Raw genomic sequence first — 18,348 nt, 5'->3', positions numbered from 1 at the left:
CGCAGGCTCGTCAAGGATTACGAGCGTTACGCTTCAACGCTCGCAAGTCTTCATGTCGTCGCTTTCGCATGTTTCATGCTCAGAAACGCCGCTATACTCGCTCACGGTGCATAACACCCTCTAGTCGTAATCCCCACGCGGGAACCAGCGCCCGTTGCGCGATGATGCCGTTGCCGGCACGCCACGGGCGTGCCGGGCGGGCAGTCAGTGCCGCCCGGGAACACGCCCCTGTTCCAAGACCGGCTTTGGCAAGGTCGGCATTTGGGTACATGATCGCCGCCTTACCGACCGGAAGCCTGCCTCGGCAGGCGTCAGGAGACACCATGATCGATCTGTACTACTGGACCACCCCCAACGGGCACAAGATCACGCTGTTTCTGGAGGAGACCGGCCTGCCCTACCGGCTGTTTCCCGTAAATATCGGCAAGGGCGAGCAATTCGCCCCGGAATTCCTGAAGATCGCGCCGAACAACCGGATCCCCGCCCTTGTCGACAACGATCCGGCCGATGGCGGCCCGGCGATCCCGATGTTCGAATCCGGATCGATCCTCTATTATCTCGGCCGCAAGACCGGGCAGTTCCTGCCCACCGCCGTGCGCGAGGAAACCGAAATCATGACATGGCTGTTCTGGCAGATGGGCGGCCTGGGGCCCATGGCGGGACAGAACCATCATTTCCGTCTCTATGCGCCCGAAAAGATCCCCTATGCGATCGAACGCTACACCAAGGAAACGCAGCGCCTGTACGGCGTGCTGGACCGCCATCTGGCAGGTCGTGACTTCATCGGGGGCGACGCCTACACCATCGCCGACATGGCCTGCTATCCCTGGATCCTGCCGGTGAACCAGGGCCAGGACCTGACGCAGTTTCCCAACCTGCGCCTGTGGCACGAACGCATCTCGGCCCGCCCGGCAACCCGGCGGGCGTACGGCCTGGTCGACGCGGTGCGGAACGGCACGCCCCCGGTTCGCGAACCCGCCGACCGGGCGGCGATCTACGCCGCTCTCGGCTGACTCCATCCCCCGCTGCCCACGTCATCATCCGCGTTCATCGGGGGACCAGGACCGGGTTGTCCCGGACGCAGATGATTGATGACAGATATGCGATCTCGCCATCGTTACCGTCCGACGCCTTCTGTTCTATCACCGGATACCCCCCGTCGTGCCGGAAGCTGCGCATCGTGCCTGTCGTCCAGAGTTCCGTTTCCGCCTTGCTGGCCCGCCTGTCGCTGTGGCGTCCGCATACCATCCGTCCGCCAGGCCATGACCGGCTGAACCGCCTGAAATGGCTGTATGCGCCAAAGGCCGACGCCCTGGGCTTTGCCGTCCGGACGACGATCGCGGCGCTGCTGGCGCTGGTCGTGGCGCTGTGGATGGAACTGGACAGTCCGCAATGGGCGCCGATGACGGTCTGGATCGTGGCCCAGGGATCACGCGGCGAAAGCCTGTCCAAGGCGCGCTGGCGCCTGGTCGGCACGGTCGTCGGGGCGGTATCGGCCGTGGCCCTGATCGCGGCCTTCCCCCAGGCGCCCTGGCTGTTCTTCCCCGCGATCGGGATCTGGATCGGCCTGTGCTGCGGGCTGGCGACGCTGGTGCGGAACTTCCGGTCCTACGCGCTGGTCCTGTCGGGCTATACCTGCGCCATCATTGCGCTGGATGCGATCCGCAGCCCGGACGACGTCTTCATGATCGCCATGGCGCGCTCGACCTACATCATCCTGGGTCTCGTCTGCGAAAGCCTGATCGCGGGCCTGTTCTCCCACAATCTGGCCCAGACCGCCCGCCGCAATATCCGCGAAAAGCTGCAGACCGCGCTGTCCAGTGCCTCGGTCGCCATCGCGGACCTGCTGGCGGGGGACGAGCAGGCTTTCGTGCGGTCCCGCGCGCTGTTCGGCGCGCTGCTGTCGATCAACGACCAGATCGAATTCAGCGAGATCGAAATGGGCCCGCACGGGCACGAGGGCGACCACGCCCGCGCGGCCCTGGCGGCCGTATCGGTCCTGCTGTCGCGGGGGCTGGGCATGACGGCGCGCATGAAGGCGCTGGGCGCCGCGCCCCAGGCCTTCGTCGAGACGTCGCTGCTGGTGCGGACCTTCCTGCTGGCCCTGGCGCCGCGCCTGCAAGACGACGACGGCATTCCCCTGGTGATCGAGGATCTGCGTTCGTTGCGCGCCGTCTGCCGCCAGCAGGTCGTCAATGCCCTGACCGAGGAGACCAACGGCCAGCATCCGCCCGGCAGCCCCCAGATCCAGGCCCTGCTGGACCTGCGTATCCTGCACAGCGCGCTGGAAGAACTGCTGGCCGAGCTGCAGCAGGCGATCGAGGAATTCGACGCCAGCCAGCACGTGGTGCGCGGCGACCATTTCCACTTCCGCTTGCAATCGCACCGCGACCTGAAGGAAGCGGCACATAACGGCATCCGTGCCGCCGTCGCCATCACCTCGGCCGGCCTGATCTGGGAGGTCACGTCCTGGCCCAGCGGCCTGGGCTTCATCACCATGGTGGCCGTCACCTGCGGCCTGTTCGCGACCCGGGAAAACCCGGTCGTCGGCACGATGAACTTCCTGCGCGGCGCGGTCTGGGCCGTCGGTGTCTCATTCGTGCTGGTGATGCTGATCCTGCCGCGCCCAGCCGAATATGAAATGCTGGCCGCCTGCCTGGCGCTGCCGATGATCGCCGGCGGCCTGGCCACCCGCAATCCCGCCACCGCCGGGGCCGCGGCGGCCTACACGCTGTTCCTGCCGAACCTGGTGGGGCCGTCCAACCAGGGGCGCCTGAACGAGATCGCGTATTTCAATGCCTCGTTCGCCCTGCTGTGCAGCATCGGCTTCGCCGTGCTGATCTTCCGGACCATCCTGCCGTTCAGCAGCGCCGACGAACGGTGGCGGATGCGCAACCGCAACCTCCACGATCTTCGCCACCTGGCATCGGCGACGCCGGTGCCGCAGGTCCGCGACTGGATCGGCCGCAATACCGACCGGTTCTCGCGCCTGATCCGCCATGCCGGACCCACGCCGACGCCGACGATCGAGGCCTATCTGCAAGGCACCCTGTCGGCGATGACCATCGGCCTGAACATCATCCGGCTCCGCACCGTCCTGGCCCGCGACCAGTTGCCGCTCCAGGCCCGCCGCCCCATTACGCTGGTCCTGGGCCGCATGGCGCAGTTCACCGGCCGGTATGGCCGGACCGCCAATGCGGCGCGCGCCGCCACCGCCAGCCTGCGCCGCATCGAAGCGCGCGAGACCAATATCGGCGCGCGTATCGAAATGACCCGCGCCATCGCCTATCTGCTGGTCATCTCCTATGAACTCGACGCCAATGCCGCCTTTCTCGACGCCTCCCGCCCCTATCGCATCGTCGCGGCATGATGCGGCTTTCGCCGGGGCGCTGAAACGGGCACAACCATCCCCCCGATTCAGCGCCGAGCCCCCTCGATGACCCAGCCCCCGTCGTCCGGCCCCACCACGACCCGCGCCCTGCGCGGACGGGCCGTCACCTTCCGCGCCGACCCGTTCCTGGACGATCCCGCCCACGCCCTGGTGCATGAGGACGATGCCCTTATCCTGATCGAGGACGGGCGGATCAGCCGGTTCGGCCCGTTCGAGGCCCTGCGCCACACCATCCCCGACGGGATCCCGGTCACCACCTATCCCGATTCACTCCTGTCGGCCGGGTTCGTGGACACGCATGTCCATTATCCGCAATTGCCGATGATCGCGGCCTATGGCGAGCAGCTTCTGGAATGGCTGGAACGCTATACCTTCCCCACCGAGGCCAAATTTGCCGATCCGGGCCATGCCCGCGCCGTGGCCCGCCGCTTCCTGCGCGAACTGCTGCGCGCCGGCACCACCACGGCCGCCGTCTACTGCACCGTCCATCCGCAGTCGGTCGACGCGTTCTTCGACGAATCGGCGCGCCTGAACACCCGTATGGTGGCCGGCAAGGTGCTGATGGACCGCAACGCCCCCGACGATCTGCGTGACACGGCGCAGGGGGGATATGACGATTCGCTGGCGCTGATCGATCGGTGGCATCGCCGCGGGCGGCAGCTCTATGCCGTGACGCCGCGCTTCGCCGCCACCAGCACCGAGGAACAGCTCGATCTCGCCGGCAGCCTGCTGCGCCAGCGCGACGGCCTGTTCATGCAGACGCACCTGGCCGAAAATACCGCCGAAATCGCGTGGATCCGCCGGTTGTTTCCGAACCGCGCGTCCTATCTGGATGTCTACGCCCATGCCGGCCTGGTGGGGCCTCGCAGTGTCCTGGGCCACGCGGTCCATGTCGACGAGGACGATTTCTGCACCTGCCATCAGGCCGGTTGCGCGCTGGCGCACTGCCCGACCTCCAACCTGTTCCTGGGCAGCGGGTCGTTCCGCCTGTTCGACGCCGTCGATGTCCGGCGTCCGGTGCGCGTCGGCCTGGGCACCGACGTCGGCGCGGGCACAAGCCTGTCGCAGCTCGGCTCGCTGAACGAGGCCTACAAGGTCGCGCAGGCGACCGGGCGCAGGCTGCATCCCGCACAGGCCTTCTGGCTGGCCACGGCAGGGGGCGCGCGGTCGCTCTATCTGGACGACCGGATCGGCACCCTGGCGGTGGGCATGGAGGCCGATCTGTGCGTGCTGGACCCGAAGGCAACCCCCCTCATGGCCCAGCGCGCCGAGACCTGCGAGACGATCGAGGACCTGCTGTTCATCCTGATGATGCTGGGCGACGACCGCAGCGTCCGCGCCACCTACGTAGCCGGCGAACTGGTCCATGACCGGGATGACCCGGCCCACACGCACCCGGCTGTCTCCTTCCGCTGATGATGTCCGGATCCGCTTCCAACTATCCGTTCAGCGGCATCGCCCTCGCCCGATAGGGCACTGGGGGCGCGCCTCGCCTCCGGATAGCCGCTTCCTTCCTCGCACGGATATCGAGCACGCCCCCTCACCATCGCGGCCGATTGCGCCTCGTGCTGGCGCAGGAACGTGACGGCTTCAGCCCGGATCATGTCGTTTATCCGGGCATCGCCGGTATCGACGAACCAACGACGCGGCTTCGGGATTCCCCTTCGCCCGACATGCGGGGCAAAGCAGGAGGATAACGACCATGGATCACGAACATCGCCGATAACAGGATCTGGATCAAAAGACCGCCCTCGATCGAGGAGCCCGAGAAACGGGAGATTATCACAGCCTGCGAGACTTTCATCCGCGACGTCCTGATGCGCGGTGGCCCACCGGGTTCGGTCAACAGGTTAACGGCAGCGTCCTCGTGTCTGGCTGCACATCAGGCCACCTTCTGACTCGCATCTCGCCTGCCACGCCACCGGTTTCGAAAAAACGATTTCAACGGTCCTTCCTGTCGCGTGCCCTGAACCATGTCGCCTTGCGCGCTCGACACCCCTATTCCCACTTTCCTTGATTGAGACAACTTGATGTCCAGGATGGGATCCCTGGCCGCGTTTCCGATTTTAGTCTGCCATGGATGATCGACCCCACGATAGGCCGTCCTGTGCATGACAGGGCGGCACACCCTGTTCACATCTTCATGAATTCGCTGGCAGATCGCAGGTCCAGACCTCAATATCCACCGATATCTTTGATCTCTGCGGACAATAATCAGAACGGAAACATCCCCGATATACGGTTCCATCCCCTCACGCATAAGTGTCATTACATATGATCCGGATGACAGATCCGGATCCGTCTGAAAAATACTCATGTCTGCGACACGCTATTGACCGAACGGCTCTCCGGGGCCTGCTGGCATTGTCTCCACTTCATTCCCTTGCGCGCCCGTTCGCGCAGATCGAGGTGTCAGAATGAGAGTACTCGCCGTCCATCCCAGCGCCTTGATGTACACGAAGGTTTTCCTGCGCCTCGAACCGCTGGGGCTGGAACTGGTCGCAGGCGCGGCGCGACTGGCCGGCCACACCGTACAGATCATCGACCTGCAGGTGGAAACGCACCGCGACTACTGGCGGATGATCGAGGAATTCCGTCCCCACGCCGTCTGTTTTTCCGGCAGTTACCTGGCCAATATCCCGGAAATCGTCGATCTGTGCCGCGAGACGCGCGCCCGCATGCCCGGCGTCTTCCTGTTCGTCGGCGGCCATTCGGTGTCGTTCATCGCGCGCGATGTGCTGACCCTGGCCGAAGGGGCGATCGACTGCATCCTGAAGGGCGAAGGCGACGCCACCGTCGGACGCCTGCTGGACGCGCGGCAGGCCGGGCAGGACATCACCACCGTACCCGGCGTCGTGACCATGACGGGCGAAGGGCCGCCACCGGTCTTCGTCTCCTCGCTGGACGAAATTAGACCGGCGCGCGACCTGCTGCGGCACCGGCAGAAATATTTCATCGGCACGCTCGATCCGGCGGCGTCGATAGAATTCGCGCGCGGCTGCCCATGGGATTGCACGTTCTGCAGTGCCTGGACCTTTTACGGCCGGTCCTATCGCACCGCCAGCCCGCGCGTGATCGCCGACGAGCTGGAGGCGATCCGCGAACCGGGCATTTTCATCGTCGACGACGTGGCCTTCGTCCATGCCGAACACGGCATGGCGATCGGCGAGGAAATCAGGCGCCGCGGCATCCGCAAGGAATATTACCTGGAGACCCGCGCCGACGTGCTGCTGCGCAACAAGGAGGTTTTCCGGTTCTGGAAGGAACTGGGGCTCAGCTACATCTTCATCGGCATGGAGGCCGTGGATGAGGAAGGGCTGAAGCATTTTCGCAAGCGCGTGTCGGTAGACCGGAATTTCGAGGCGCTGGAATTCGCGCGGTCGCTGGGCCTGATCGTCGCGATCAACATCATCGCCGACCCGTCGTGGGACCGGCAGCGCTTCGAGGTCATCCGTCAGTGGTGCCTGGAAATTCCTGATATCGTGAATATCTCGGTGACAACGCCATATCCGGGCACGGAAATCTGGCATCGCGAGGCACGACGCCTGACGACGCGGGACTATCGCCTGTTCGACATCCAGCACGCGGTGCTGCCGACCACGCTGCCGCTGGAAGAATTCTATGAAGAACTGGTGAAAACGCAGCAGGTGCTGAACCAGAAGCATCTGGGCTGGAGCGCCATCAAGGACACGCTGGGCATCGCCCTGCGCCTGGCCCTGCGCGGACAGACGAATTTCCTGACCATGATCTGGAAATTCAATTCGGTCTTCAATCCGAAACTGCAACTGGCCGACCACCGCCGCGTGCCACGCTATGAAATGCCGCCGCAGCCCGAGGCGACGGAAAAGATCGACCGCAAGGCCCTGTACGTCCACGCCCCCGTCGGACGGCGCAGCCGCACCATCGACGATGCGACCGAGCGGTTCGTGGACGAAACCCGCATGACGCCGGCCGAATAATACCAGCCTCGCAGAGGCCGGAAATTTCATGAAAGACCGTCATCGTTCCCGGTCGAAGACGACAATTGATCAATCAGACTGACGAGAAGGGCATGCTGCATGACCATTCCGGATCTCACCCTCAATGACGGCATGACAGTTCCTGTGCTTGCCTTCGGTACATACAGGCTGAATGGGGCATCCGGCGCGGACAGCATCAGGGACGCGATCACGGTCGGCTATCGGGGTCTCGACAGCGCATTCAATTACGAGAACGAAGGCGCGGTGGGAAAGGCTGTGCGCGACAGCGGCATCGCGCGACAGGATCTGCGGATCGCCTCCAAACTGCCCGGACGCCATCACGCCTTCGACGAGGCCATCGCCACGGTCGAGGAATCCCTGTATCGCGCCCAACTCGACTATTACGATCTCTATTACATCCACTGGCCCAATCCGGCGCAAAATCGTTACGTCGAGGCCTGGCGTGCCCTGATCGAGGCCAGGAAGCGCGGAATGATCCGCTCGGTCGCGGTATGCAATTTCCTGCCGGAGTACATCCAGCGCCTTATCGACGAGACCGGCGTCGCGCCGAGCATCAACCAGGTCGAACTATCGCCCTATTTCCCGCAGGATGAATTGCGCGCCTGGCATGCCGCGCACGGCATCGCCACCCAGGCCTGGAGCCCGCTGGGGCGCGCCAACAAGCTGATCTCGGACCCGCTGCTGGGCAAAATTGCCGAACGTCTGGACAAGTCGATCCCGCAGGTGGTGCTGCGCTGGCATCACCAGGTGGGTGCGATCCCGATTCCCAAGGCGGCGTCACGCGCGCGGCAGATCGAGAACATGTCGATTTTCGATTTTTCGCTGACTGACGAGGACATGGCATCCATCGCGACGCTGGCCCGTCCAGACGGGCGGACGTTCGACCAGAACCCGGCACGGTACGAGGAGTTCTGACCAAGGATAACACGGGTTGCCGGCACTTCGGCGCCGGCCATAACCTGCTCGGGCCGGCAGTCCACACCCGGCGTACGCGGCATGTACCCGACGTATTTGACATAAGGAAATTTGGCGGAGAGGGTGGGATTCGAACCCACGGTACGCTTGCACGCACAACGGTTTTCGAGACCGCCCCGATCGACCGCTCCGGCACCTCTCCATTGGCAGCGACGATGGATCGGGCTTATAAGGTGGCCCCACATCCCGCGCAAGACACCCTGGGACGTTTTTTCAGCATAATGCGCCGTTGCCTCCCCCCCACCCGGCAAAAGCGGGTTGACGCGGATGCGACGGTGGCCTTAAAAGCCGCACCTCGCCCCCGCGCAGACGGGGGATCGCCATGTCCGCATGGCCAAAGACAAAAAGCGACTGGGTTGCGTCGCCTGCTCCAGCCGGGGCCGCACGCGCCGAGAGATCGGAAAGACAGGTAAGATGTTCGCAGTCATCCGCACTGGCGGAAAGCAGTATCGCGTTTCCCCGGACACCGTGCTCAAGGTCGAGAAGCTCGACGCCGAGGCCGGGTCCACCGTGACCTTCACGGAAATCCTCGCCGTCGGCGGCGAAGGCGGCACCACCATCGGTGCCCCGACCGTAGCCGGCGCGACCGTCACCGCGACGGTCATCGCGCAGGACCGTCTGGATACGGTCATCATCTTCAAGAAGCGCCGCCGGCAGAACAGCCGCCGCAAGAACGGCCATCGCCAGCCGGTGACCGTACTGCGCATCGCCGCGATCAACGCCGCCTGAATCCGCCGCGGGGCGCAGTGACGCCCCGGACAGGATCATCAGGTCAGACCAGATTCAGGAGTTCAGGCAATGGCACAAAAAAAGGCAGGCGGTTCGTCCCGCAACGGTCGCGATAGCGCGGGCCGACGTCTCGGCGTCAAGAAGTTCGGTGGCGAGAGCGTGATCGCCGGCAACATCATCATCCGCCAGCGCGGCACGAAAATGAAGCCCGGCCGCAATGTCGGTCTCGGCCGCGACCACACGATCTTCGCGCTGGTCGACGGCCAGGTGAAGTTCGAGCGTCGCGCCGAAGGCCGCGTGCACGTCTCGGTCGAGGCTCTGCCGATCGCCGCCGAGTAAGCTTTCCCGCTTCGGGACCGCTTTCGACCCGGAAAGGGCCGGTCCTCACGACCGGCCCTTTTTGCGTCCCGGAGGCCGCCGCGACCGGGCCGATCCCCTGCGCGTGCTTTAGACCTTTGTTTTATAGGGCATCTTCACGCATCCAGGTCTGCGACCTAAATGCGATCTGCTCTATATACCGGGTGCGGGCAGCCCACGCCGTTCCACCCCGACCGGACCAATGACGATGAAATTCCTCGATCAGGCCAAGATCTACGTGAAATCCGGCGATGGCGGCGATGGCGTCGTCGCCTTCCGGCGCGAGAAATACATCGAATTCGGCGGTCCCGACGGCGGGCGTGGCGGACGCGGTGGCGACATCGTGTTCGAGGCCGCGGGCAATCTGAACACCCTGATCGATTTCCGCTACACCCAGCATTTCCGCGCCCGCAAGGGCGGCAACGGCGCGGGTTCCGACCGGACCGGTGCGGCGTCGCCCCCGGTGGTGATCCAGGTTCCGATCGGCACCCAGATCTTCGACGAGGACCGCGAAACCATGCTGGCCGACCTGGACCAGCCCGGCAAGCGCATCGTCCTGTGCCATGGGGGCGACGGCGGCCACGGCAACGCCCATTTCAAGACCAGCACCAACCGCGCCCCCCGCCGCGCCGACAAGGGATGGCCGGGCGAGGAACGCTGGGTCTGGCTGCGGCTGAAGCTGATCGCCGATGTCGGCCTGGTCGGCCTGCCGAATGCGGGAAAATCCACCTTCCTGTCGGTCGTATCCGCGGCACGGCCCAAGATCGCGGATTATCCCTTCACCACCCTGCACCCGCAGTTGGGCGTCGTACGCCTGTCGGTGGCCGAGGAATTCGTTATCGCCGACATTCCCGGCCTGATCGAAGGCGCGCATGAAGGCGCCGGGCTGGGCGACCGATTCCTGGGCCATGTCGAACGCTGCGCGGTCCTGCTGCATCTGATCGACGGGGCCGCCGGCAATGTCGTGGAAGCCTGGCGCACCATCCGGCACGAGCTGGAGGAATATGGCGGCGGCCTGGCCCACAAGCCGGAAATCATCGCCCTGAACAAGACCGACGCCATGACGCCGCAGCAGATTTCCAGCCGCCGCCGGGCGCTGGAAAAGGCCAGCGGCCAGCCGGTCGTTACCCTCTCCGGCGCCACGCGGCAGGGCGTGGACGCCGTCCTGCGCCTGCTTCAGGATCGCGTCACCGCGACCCGCGAGGCGGAACGCGAGGCCGGTCCCGCCCCCGGCGTCGCCGACCATGGCACCACGGACCACGGCGCCGCGACATGACCTCCATTGTCCTGCCGGACCTGAAGGCCGCCCGCCGCGTCGTCGTCAAGATCGGCAGCGCGCTGGTGGTCGATCCGGACCGGGCAGCGCCCCGCACGACCTGGCTGGACAGCGTCGCCCGCGACATCGCTGCCCTGCGGGCGAACGGGGCTGATGTCATCGTCGTCTCCTCCGGCGCGATCGCGCTGGCGCGGCACAGCCTGGGCCTGACCCGGCGCACCCTGCGGCTGGAGGAAAAGCAGGCCGCGGCCTCGGTCGGGCAGATCCGCCTGGCCCAGGCCTGGGCCGACGCGCTGTCGGCCCACGGGCTGGTCGCGGCCCAGATGCTGCTGACGCCGGGGGATACCGAGGATCGCCGCCGCTACCTCAACGCCCGCGCCACCCTGGACACGCTGCTGGGCCTGGGCTGCATTCCCGTCATCAACGAGAACGACGCGATCGCGACGACCGAGATCCGCTTCGGCGACAATGACCGCCTCGCCGCCCGCGTGGCCGAGATGACGGGCGCGGACCAGCTGGTCCTGCTGTCCGACATCGACGGCCTGTACACCGCCGACCCCCGTACCGACCCCGCCGCGCGACACCTGCCCGTCATCACGGCCCTGACCGACGAGATCGAGGCGATGGGCGGCGCGCCGCCGCCCGGCTATTCCTCGGGCGGCATGCGGACCAAGCTGATGGCGGCGCGGATCGCGACGCAGGCCGGATGCGCCATGGTCATCACCATTGGCAAGGACATGCGGCCACTGTCGCGCCTGCTGGACGGCGCGCGCTGTTCGTGGTTCCTGCCCGCACCCGATGGACGCTCGGCGCGCAAGCGCTGGATCGCCGGCGGGTTGGCGCCCGCGGGCAGCCTGGCGATCGATGCGGGCGCGTGCCATGCGCTGGCGGCGGGATCATCCCTGCTGCCGGCCGGCGTCCATAGCGTGACCGGCACGTTCGAACGCGGGGACCTGGTGGTGGTGACGGATCGGGATGGCCGCGAGGTCGCGCGCGGCCTGTCGGCCTACGGCGCCGCCGATGCGCGCCAGATCGCCGGCCACCGCTCGGACGATATCGAGGGCCTGCTGGGCTGGCGCGGCCGCGACGAAATGATCCACCGCGACGACCTGGTCCTGAGATAGTCCCTTAACTCCGTCCGGACATTCGGTCTGGCGGCGATATGCCACGCGTTTTCCGTGCTTCGCGACGGGCGGCCCATAAGGGTGCCCTCGTCGCCAGGCCGAATCTCCGGACGAACACCTGGCTACCCGCCGCACAGCGCCGCCGGACCGCCGGAAATTCAGTATTCGTTCCGTCAAAGTCCGCCTGCAGGCGGCTCAGGTTCGGGGTGGCCAGCGCAGGGTCGGTTCCGACCGGGGACGCCGCGCGCCCCATTCGTCATCGGCATGTCCCCGATCGGCCGACCCGCGGTCCACCTGCCTGGGATCCATTCCCCGGTCCGTCATCGGGGAACGCTCGACGGACGGGGTCCGCCGCGGGCCCGCGGACGGCAGGGGATCGGACGGCGGGGCCACCGGCCGGTCGTGCCACGGCATGGGCCGGGCATCCTCCAGCGGGGCACGGAGCGCGGGGCGCGGCGGGGCGGCTGGCGGTGGTTCCACCGGCGGCGGCGAACGCGGGACCTCGACTGCGGGCGGGGGGTCGAACCGGGTCGGACGGGGCGCCACCGGGCGTTCGGGGCGGGGCACGTAGGCATCGCTGACCCGGCTGCCGACGGGGGGCTCTGCCAGGCGTGCCGGCGGGGGCACCGGTTCCACCACCGGGGCGACGGCCACGCGCGGCGGGGCGGCCATCGCGGGACGCCGGTCCTCGGGCGCCAGGGCCAGGACCCGCAATTCGGCCTGCAAATCCTCGAGTTGCAGCGCAATGGCGTCCAGCCGCCCCTTGAGGCCGAAGACGGCAAAGGGCATCAGCAGCCACACGAAGGCGAACAACGTCCCGGCGATCAGCAGCGTCAGCTGCAGCCACCAGGGCATCCAGTCGGAAAACGGGAACGGCATCGGCACACGACCAGAAAATGAACGGATCCGAACGCCAGTCTGACCAGATCAGCCCCGTCCGGCGCAAGGGTCCCGTTGAACGTCACATGCCCAGAATGTCACATACCCAGGGCGCGACGATAGATGTCCAGCAGGGTCTCCTGCTCTTCCACCTCGGCGGGCTCCTGCTTGCGCTGGCGGATGATCTGGCGAATGACCTTCACGTCGAAGCCGGCGGATTTCGCCTCGGTGAAGATGTCCTTGATGTCGCCGGCCAGGGCCTTGCGTTCCTCTTCCAGGCGCTCGACCCGCTCGATGATGCTGCGCAGCCGGTCCGCCGCGATTCCACCGACCGCCGCCTTGTCGTCGCCTGCAAAATTTTCCGCATCCATGGAACCGCATGCCTCCAGCATCGTGGTTGGAACCTCGCCCGCCCGGCCCGGCAGACATGGAAAACCAGGCCGGGCGCGAAGGGAACGGCGGGCTTATCGTGACGGTGGCGGCCGGTCAATGGCAACTTGACAGCCAAGGGGGGCTCGGCCCAAACCCAACGAAGGCAGGTCGTCTCCACGGCAAGGGTGCCGGCCTACGCGCGCCCGCGCGCCGCCCAATTGCAACAATCAGAACCTTGCAGGAGGCCGCTTCGATGGCTCAGCTCCCACCCGTGGATACGTTCGACTACATTGTGTTCGGGGCAACCGGCGACCTGACGATGCGCAAATTGCTGCCGGCGCTCTACTACCGCTATCGCGACGGGCAGATCCCCGACGATTCCCGGATCATCGGCACCGCGCGCTCCCCGCTGTCGCGCGAGGATTATCAGGCCCGCGCCGAGAAGGCACTGCGGAATTTCGTCAAGGCGGAAGACCTGAACGACGACACGGCGCGCCGTTTCCTGGACCTGGTCCATTACGTCAGCCTGAACGGCGCCGAGGCCGACAGCACCTGGCCCGCGCTGAAATCCCTGCTGGCCGAAACGCCCGCCGACCGCATCCGGGTCTATTACCTGGCGACCGCGCCCGGCCTGTACGGCCAGATCTGCGAGAACCTGAGCAACCAGGGCCTGGTGACGCCGCAGTCCCGGGTCGTGCTGGAAAAGCCGATCGGCACCGACCTGCTCAGCGCCGACGCCATCAATGACGGGGTCGGCAAGCATTTCCCGGAAAACCATATCTTCCGCATCGACCACTACCTGGGCAAGGAAACGGTCCAGAACCTGATCGCGCTGCGCTTCGCCAACCCGGTGTTCGAACGGCTGTGGTCCAGCGACGCGATCGACTATATCCAGATCACGGCGGCCGAGACGGTAGGCGTCGAGGGACGCGGTCCGTATTATGACAAGTCGGGCGCGCTGCGCGACATGATCCAGAACCATCTGCTGCAGGTGCTGTGCCTGGTCGCGATGGACCCGCCGGGCTCGCTGGAGGCCGACAGCCTGCGCAACGAGAAGCTCAAGGTGCTGCACGCCCTGCGCCCCATCTCACCGGAAGACGTTGCGACCTTTACGGTGCGCGGCCAGTACACGCGCGGCAAGAATGGCGACAAGACCCTGCCGAGCTACCTGGAGGATCTGGGCCAGGACGCGACCAGCAGCACCGAGACCTACGTCGCCATCCGGGCCGAAATCCATTCCTGGCGCTGGGGCACGGTGCCCTTCTACCTGCGGTCGGGCAAGCGGATGGCCGAGAAGTGCAGCGAGATCGTCATCCAGTTCAAGGCCGCCCCGTGGTCGATCTTCCCGACCCGCCCCGATGCGAACCGGCTGGTCATCCGCATCCAGCCCGATGAAGGCGTGACGCTGTCGGTTTCGACCAAGGATCCGACGCCGACCGATTCCCTGGCCCTGCGCCGGGCCGACATCGACATCGCCTTCGAAACGGCATTCAGCACCCGCTATCCGGACGCCTACGAGCGGCTGCTGCTGGACGTCGTGCGCGGCGACCCGGTGCTGTTCATCCGCCGTGACGAGGTCGAGGCCGCATGGCGCTGGGCCGATCCGATCCTGAAGGGCTGGAGCGAGAACAAGGTGCCGCTGGAATCCTACCCCGCCGGCAGCTGGGGCCCGGCCGCGGCGAAGGCGCTGCTGGCGCGCAGCGGCCATCAATGGCACGAGGACATGGTATAATCCGGATGGCTCGAGACCCCCTTCTTTCGGGACGACGTCCCCGCCTGACGATGCGCCAGCGTATCGTCAGGCGGGTGCTGCTGGTCGTGCCCCTGGCACTGCTGGCCGTGATCAGCGCGCGCATGGGCTGGCTGGACCAGGCGGCGGACCAGATCACGTTCCGCCATGCCAACTGGTTCGACGACACCGCCCTGGTCGAGCATTTCCGTACCGTGGTCACGCATAACGGCATGACGGACACGCGCGGCGATTGCCTGCTGTTCATCGTCAACGGCAACGACCCGCCGGACGCGGTGCGCTTCGACGTGATGGAAAAGCATTCGGGACATTGCCCCGGCGCGAAGGGCACGCTGCCCAAGCTGTTCACGTTGAAGATCGACCGGCTGGCGCAGACCGCGCAGACGGACTGGGGCTCGCCCGGGCAGTTCCACGCCCTGCCCCGCTAGTTCCCCTCCCGCCGGCCCGGCCCCTTGCAGCCCGGGCGGCGGCACGGCTACCTACATGCGAACGGGCATCGTCCCGGAGACACCGGCACACAGGACGCAGATGACGACGACCGGACAGACCCGGCCCGGACCGATACCGGCCGACACCGCCCCGACGGCCGGGCGGCGCGACTTCCTGACGCTGGTGACCCTGGCCACCGCCGGGGCGGGTGTCGCCGCCTTCGCCTGGCCGTTTCTCGACAGCCTGCGGCCGGGCGATGCCGCCGCCGCCCATGCCCCGATCGACGTGGACGTCTCCAAGCTGCCGCCGGGCCAGCAGATCACGGTGGTATGGCACGGCAACCCGGTTTTCATCACCCACCGCACCCCCGACTCCCTGGCGCGACTGCAGGAGGCCGCGCTGAAGGCGCGCCTGCGCGACGGGGCATCCGGCATGATGCAGCAGCCGCCCTATGCCACGAACTGGCATCGCTCCATCGTGCCCGAATATGGGGTCGTGGTGGGGATCTGCACCCATCTGGGCTGCGTGCCGACCTACGCACCCACACCGGACCCCAGCACGCCGGTCGCCAACTGGCCCGGGGGCTATGCCTGCCCCTGCCACGGGTCGAAATTCGACCTGGCCGGACGGGTCTTCATCGGCGCGCCCGCGCCCTACAACCTGCCGGTCCCCCCTTATTCGATGCCCAGCCCGACAATGATCCGCGTCGGCCAGAATCCGCCCGGATCGGATTTCGACTTTTCCAACATCCTGCAGATCTGACGCGGGAAAAGCCCGGGATCAGGACTGCCCCTGGACGCCAAAAGCGGTCCTGGAAATCGACCTGCCGGCAAAGGCGGCACGCAGCTGCCTTCCACCGAAACGGATGGCCGCCTTCCCCCACGGCATGATCGAATACAGGTTCAGATAGCCATGGATCGTGCCGGGATAGCATCGTACCGTCGCCGGCACGCCCGCCGCGCGCAGGGCCTCGGCATAGCCCGTGCCCTCGTCATGCAGCGGATCGCATTCGGCCGGCACGATCACCGCCGGCGCCACCCCTGACAGTGACGGCGCGAAGATCGGCGCGACCAGCGGATTGCGCAGATCGTCCGGCGTGCGGACATATTGCTGCGCGTACCATTCCAGCAGCCGGGTCGTCAGCATGTAGCCATGCCCGTAGGTCTGGCGCGACGGCACATCGCGCGCGCCATAGAGGGACGGGTAGTACAGCAACTGCATCGCCAGGTCGGGGCCGCCCCCGTCGCGCGCCAGCAGCGCCAGCACGGCCGCCAGGTTGCCGCCCGCGCTGTCGCCCGCGACCGCCACGCGCCCGCCCCAGCGCCAGGCCTCGCCCGCCAGCCAGTCCAGCGCGGCGCGACAATCCTCGATCGCCGCGGGAAAACGATGTTCGGGCGCCAGGCGATAATCGTACGACAGGACCGCGGCCCCCGAGGCGCGGGCCAGGCGGCAGCAGATCCCGTGATGCGAGTTCAGCCCGCAATGGACGAATCCGCCGCCATGCATGAACAGGACCGCCCCCCTGACGCGCCCATGGGGAATGTACAGCCGCGCCGGACGCAATTCCGTCGCCCCCGGCACACGCAGATGCAGCACCCGGCGCAGGGGCAGGCCGGACAGGCGCTGGGGAAAGCATGGACGGTCCAGCAACCGCCTGATGCCTTCCAGCGAACGGGGAACATGCGCCCGCCCGGTGGCCCGGCTGGCCAGGTGCCGCAGCAGAAGGCGCGCCACGAGGCCCGGCCCCGCGCGCCGTTCCGGTCCGAGAGCCATTCCAGCATCCCTCCATCCCGTTGCCCGTCCTTGATGCGGCGCATTCCCCCTTGACGCAACCCGGCGGCATCGTCAGTTTCCGCAGGCCAGATGGTCGGGCGACCGCTGTTGCATGGATTTTCCGTGCGATGGAGGAAAGTCCGGGCTCCACGGAGGAACGGTGCCGGCTAACGGCCGGCGGGGGCGACCCCAGGGAAAGTGCCACAGAAAACAAACCGCCCCCACGGCATTCCGGCTTGCCGGAGATGGTGCGGGCAAGGGTGAAACGGTGCGGTAAGAGCGCACCGCGCGTGCGGTAACGCAGGCGGCAGGGCAAACCCCACCGGGAGCAAGACCGAATAGGAACGACAGACGAATCGCCGTCGCGCGGGATCGTCGGGGGTCTCCGCCCCGTCGTTCGGGTTGGTCGCGTGAGGCGCGCCGCAAGGCGCGTCCCAGAGGAATGGTCGCCCCCCTTCGTCAGAAGGTGGACAGAACCCGGCTTACAGACCATCTGGCATTTCCTTCCTTCGTCCCCTCTTTCCTGGGTGTTTTCCCGGTTCGGATGCCGTGCGTTCTGGTCTTCATAAATAGAACATAACGGAAACATCCGTATTCATACCGCCTGGATCGCGTCTGGACGCACCTCGATTGGCAGCAGGGAGATCGGGACTTGGCGAATCACCAAAAAACAGCGGTTTTCCGCCAGAATTTCGATGCGTTTAATTTGACGTCCCATAAAATCCCATGATATCCCATGAAAACCCGGACGATGCGGGTTTCAGAAAACGGGATCGACGGTCCATCGCCGCACAACCAGCCAAGGGGGGCATCGCGTAGCGTGAGTGTGTTCCTTGGCACCCATCAGAATCGCCTCGACGCCAAGGGGCGCGTCTCGATTCCCGCCAGCTTCCGCACGGCATTGCGCGCCCAGGCCGCCGCAGGCGAATCGCTCGTCATCCTGCGCCCGTCCCACCAGCATCCGTGTATCGAGGCCTGGCCGACCGCAGCCTTCGCCGCCCTCAGCCAGCCCCTGGACCGGCTGGACATGTTCTCCGACGATCATGACGACATGGCCGCGGCGCTCTATGCCGACGCCTATCCCGCGGATTCGGACCGCGAGGGGCGGATCATCCTGCCCGACGCGCTGAAGGAACATGCCGGCCTGACCGACAGCGTGGCGTTCATGGGGCTTGGCCGCATCTTCCAGATCTGGGAACCCGCCGCCGCCGAGCGCAGGCGCGCCGAGGCCCGGACGCGCTCGCGCCAGGTGGCCTTGCCCGCACGGGGCGGCACGTCCTCGCCGTCCGGCAACGGGGCGGCGACCCAATGAC

The 18,348-nt window shown here is 66.5% G+C and carries 16 protein-coding genes, 1 tRNA gene, 1 other RNA gene and 1 pseudogene; 15 read left to right on the top strand and 4 right to left on the bottom strand.

The window, feature by feature from the left end:
• From HLH28_RS02350 to HLH28_RS02325, 6 genes and pseudogenes are all read left to right on the top strand, one after another.
• A pseudogene (locus HLH28_RS02350) lies at nt 1–114 on the top strand (IS5/IS1182 family transposase); the annotation flags it as partial.
• 209 nt (nt 115–323) lie between these two features.
• Complete coding sequence (locus HLH28_RS02345; protein ID WP_182953763.1) at nt 324–1,013, top strand: glutathione S-transferase N-terminal domain-containing protein; 690 nt, start codon at nt 324–326, stop codon at nt 1,011–1,013.
• 167 nt (nt 1,014–1,180) lie between these two features.
• Entirely contained in the window at nt 1,181–3,370 is a 2,190-nt protein-coding gene (locus HLH28_RS02340; RefSeq protein WP_408869804.1) for an FUSC family protein, read from the top strand.
• A gap of 66 nt (nt 3,371–3,436) precedes the next feature.
• Complete coding sequence (guaD, locus tag HLH28_RS02335; RefSeq protein WP_182953760.1) at nt 3,437–4,807, top strand: guanine deaminase; 1,371 nt, start codon at nt 3,437–3,439, stop codon at nt 4,805–4,807.
• Between the two features lie 1,001 nt (nt 4,808–5,808).
• A complete protein-coding gene (hpnR, locus tag HLH28_RS02330) occupies nt 5,809–7,350 on the top strand; it encodes a hopanoid C-3 methylase HpnR (protein ID WP_182953757.1) in 1,542 nt (513 codons plus the stop codon).
• 99 nt (nt 7,351–7,449) lie between these two features.
• A complete protein-coding gene (locus HLH28_RS02325; RefSeq protein WP_182953754.1) occupies nt 7,450–8,286 on the top strand; it encodes an aldo/keto reductase in 837 nt (278 codons plus the stop codon).
• Nucleotides 8,287–8,398: 112 nt separating this feature from the next.
• On the opposite strand, the gene HLH28_RS02320 is transcribed toward HLH28_RS02325, so the two are convergent.
• Nucleotides 8,399–8,488 (bottom strand) — tRNA-Ser (locus HLH28_RS02320).
• Between the two features lie 272 nt (nt 8,489–8,760).
• Here HLH28_RS02320 and rplU point away from each other — a divergent pair.
• The 4 genes from rplU (at nt 8,761) to proB (ending at nt 11,832) form a co-directional block, all read left to right on the top strand.
• A complete protein-coding gene (gene rplU / locus HLH28_RS02315; RefSeq protein WP_182944306.1) occupies nt 8,761–9,075 on the top strand; it encodes a 50S ribosomal protein L21 in 315 nt (104 codons plus the stop codon).
• Nucleotides 9,076–9,144: 69 nt separating this feature from the next.
• Nucleotides 9,145–9,414: a 50S ribosomal protein L27 gene (rpmA, locus tag HLH28_RS02310; protein ID WP_182944307.1), complete on the top strand. Its 270-nt coding sequence runs from the start codon at nt 9,145–9,147 to the stop codon at nt 9,412–9,414.
• A gap of 226 nt (nt 9,415–9,640) precedes the next feature.
• Complete coding sequence (gene obgE, locus HLH28_RS02305; protein WP_182953752.1) at nt 9,641–10,708, top strand: GTPase ObgE; 1,068 nt, start codon at nt 9,641–9,643, stop codon at nt 10,706–10,708.
• A complete protein-coding gene (gene proB, locus HLH28_RS02300; RefSeq protein ID WP_182953749.1) occupies nt 10,705–11,832 on the top strand; it encodes a glutamate 5-kinase in 1,128 nt (375 codons plus the stop codon). Before obgE ends, proB begins: the two co-directional genes overlap by 4 nt.
• A gap of 195 nt (nt 11,833–12,027) precedes the next feature.
• Here the strand turns inward: proB and HLH28_RS02295 are convergent, their stop codons facing one another.
• Nucleotides 12,028–12,711, bottom strand: coding sequence for a hypothetical protein (locus HLH28_RS02295; protein ID WP_182953746.1), 684 nt, complete (start codon nt 12,709–12,711; stop codon nt 12,028–12,030).
• A 98-nt stretch (nt 12,712–12,809) separates the two neighbouring features.
• Nucleotides 12,810–13,082, bottom strand: coding sequence for a DUF2312 domain-containing protein (locus HLH28_RS02290; protein ID WP_182944311.1), 273 nt, complete (start codon nt 13,080–13,082; stop codon nt 12,810–12,812).
• Between the two features lie 254 nt (nt 13,083–13,336).
• Between HLH28_RS02290 and zwf the strand changes: the two genes are divergently transcribed.
• The 3 genes from zwf to petA all read left to right on the top strand — a co-directional run bounded on the left by zwf (nt 13,337) and on the right by petA (nt 16,024).
• Nucleotides 13,337–14,815: a glucose-6-phosphate dehydrogenase gene (zwf, locus tag HLH28_RS02285; RefSeq protein ID WP_182953742.1), complete on the top strand. Its 1,479-nt coding sequence runs from the start codon at nt 13,337–13,339 to the stop codon at nt 14,813–14,815.
• Between the two features lie 5 nt (nt 14,816–14,820).
• Nucleotides 14,821–15,261 carry a hypothetical protein gene (locus HLH28_RS02280; protein WP_182953739.1) on the top strand — a complete coding sequence of 147 codons (441 nt, stop codon included), beginning with the start codon at nt 14,821–14,823 and terminating at the stop codon, nt 15,259–15,261.
• A 100-nt stretch (nt 15,262–15,361) separates the two neighbouring features.
• Entirely contained in the window at nt 15,362–16,024 is a 663-nt protein-coding gene (gene petA / locus HLH28_RS02275) for a ubiquinol-cytochrome c reductase iron-sulfur subunit (RefSeq protein WP_182953735.1), read from the top strand.
• 18 nt (nt 16,025–16,042) lie between these two features.
• Here petA and HLH28_RS02270 read toward each other — a convergent pair whose 3' ends face one another.
• Nucleotides 16,043–17,035: an alpha/beta hydrolase gene (locus HLH28_RS02270; RefSeq protein ID WP_182953733.1), complete on the bottom strand. Its 993-nt coding sequence runs from the start codon at nt 17,033–17,035 to the stop codon at nt 16,043–16,045.
• Between the two features lie 86 nt (nt 17,036–17,121).
• Between HLH28_RS02270 and rnpB the strand changes: the two genes are divergently transcribed.
• Nucleotides 17,122–17,536: RNase P RNA component class A (gene rnpB, locus HLH28_RS02265), an RNA gene on the top strand.
• A 319-nt stretch (nt 17,537–17,855) separates the two neighbouring features.
• Nucleotides 17,856–18,347 carry a division/cell wall cluster transcriptional repressor MraZ gene (gene mraZ, locus HLH28_RS02260; protein ID WP_182953730.1) on the top strand — a complete coding sequence of 164 codons (492 nt, stop codon included), beginning with the start codon at nt 17,856–17,858 and terminating at the stop codon, nt 18,345–18,347.
• The last annotated feature ends 1 nt before the right edge of the window (nt 18,348 follow it).

This window comes from Gluconacetobacter tumulisoli (assembly GCF_014174155.1).
Taxonomy (GTDB): Bacteria; Pseudomonadota; Alphaproteobacteria; order Acetobacterales; family Acetobacteraceae; genus Gluconacetobacter; species Gluconacetobacter tumulisoli.
Note: the sequence above shows the minus strand (reverse complement) of the source record. Positions and strands in the feature narration are given on the sequence as shown.

Bases quoted from the DNA above. Each gene is read 5' to 3' on its own strand.
- HLH28_RS02345 (WP_182953763.1), top strand. From the start codon at position 324: ATGATCGATCTGTACTACTGGACCACCCCCAACGGGCACAAGATCACG.
- guaD (WP_182953760.1), top strand. From the start codon at position 3,437: ATGACCCAGCCCCCGTCGTCCGGCCCCACCACGACCCGCGCCCTGCGC.
- hpnR (WP_182953757.1), top strand. From the start codon at position 5,809: ATGAGAGTACTCGCCGTCCATCCCAGCGCCTTGATGTACACGAAGGTT.
- HLH28_RS02325 (WP_182953754.1), top strand. From the start codon at position 7,450: ATGACCATTCCGGATCTCACCCTCAATGACGGCATGACAGTTCCTGTG.
- rplU (WP_182944306.1), top strand. From the start codon at position 8,761: ATGTTCGCAGTCATCCGCACTGGCGGAAAGCAGTATCGCGTTTCCCCG.
- rpmA (WP_182944307.1), top strand. From the start codon at position 9,145: ATGGCACAAAAAAAGGCAGGCGGTTCGTCCCGCAACGGTCGCGATAGC.
- obgE (WP_182953752.1), top strand. From the start codon at position 9,641: ATGAAATTCCTCGATCAGGCCAAGATCTACGTGAAATCCGGCGATGGC.
- proB (WP_182953749.1), top strand. From the start codon at position 10,705: ATGACCTCCATTGTCCTGCCGGACCTGAAGGCCGCCCGCCGCGTCGTC.
- HLH28_RS02295 (WP_182953746.1), bottom strand. From the start codon at position 12,711: ATGCCGTTCCCGTTTTCCGACTGGATGCCCTGGTGGCTGCAGCTGACG.
- HLH28_RS02290 (WP_182944311.1), bottom strand. From the start codon at position 13,082: ATGGATGCGGAAAATTTTGCAGGCGACGACAAGGCGGCGGTCGGTGGA.
- zwf (WP_182953742.1), top strand. From the start codon at position 13,337: ATGGCTCAGCTCCCACCCGTGGATACGTTCGACTACATTGTGTTCGGG.
- HLH28_RS02280 (WP_182953739.1), top strand. From the start codon at position 14,821: ATGGCTCGAGACCCCCTTCTTTCGGGACGACGTCCCCGCCTGACGATG.
- petA (WP_182953735.1), top strand. From the start codon at position 15,362: ATGACGACGACCGGACAGACCCGGCCCGGACCGATACCGGCCGACACC.
- HLH28_RS02270 (WP_182953733.1), bottom strand. From the start codon at position 17,035: ATGGCTCTCGGACCGGAACGGCGCGCGGGGCCGGGCCTCGTGGCGCGC.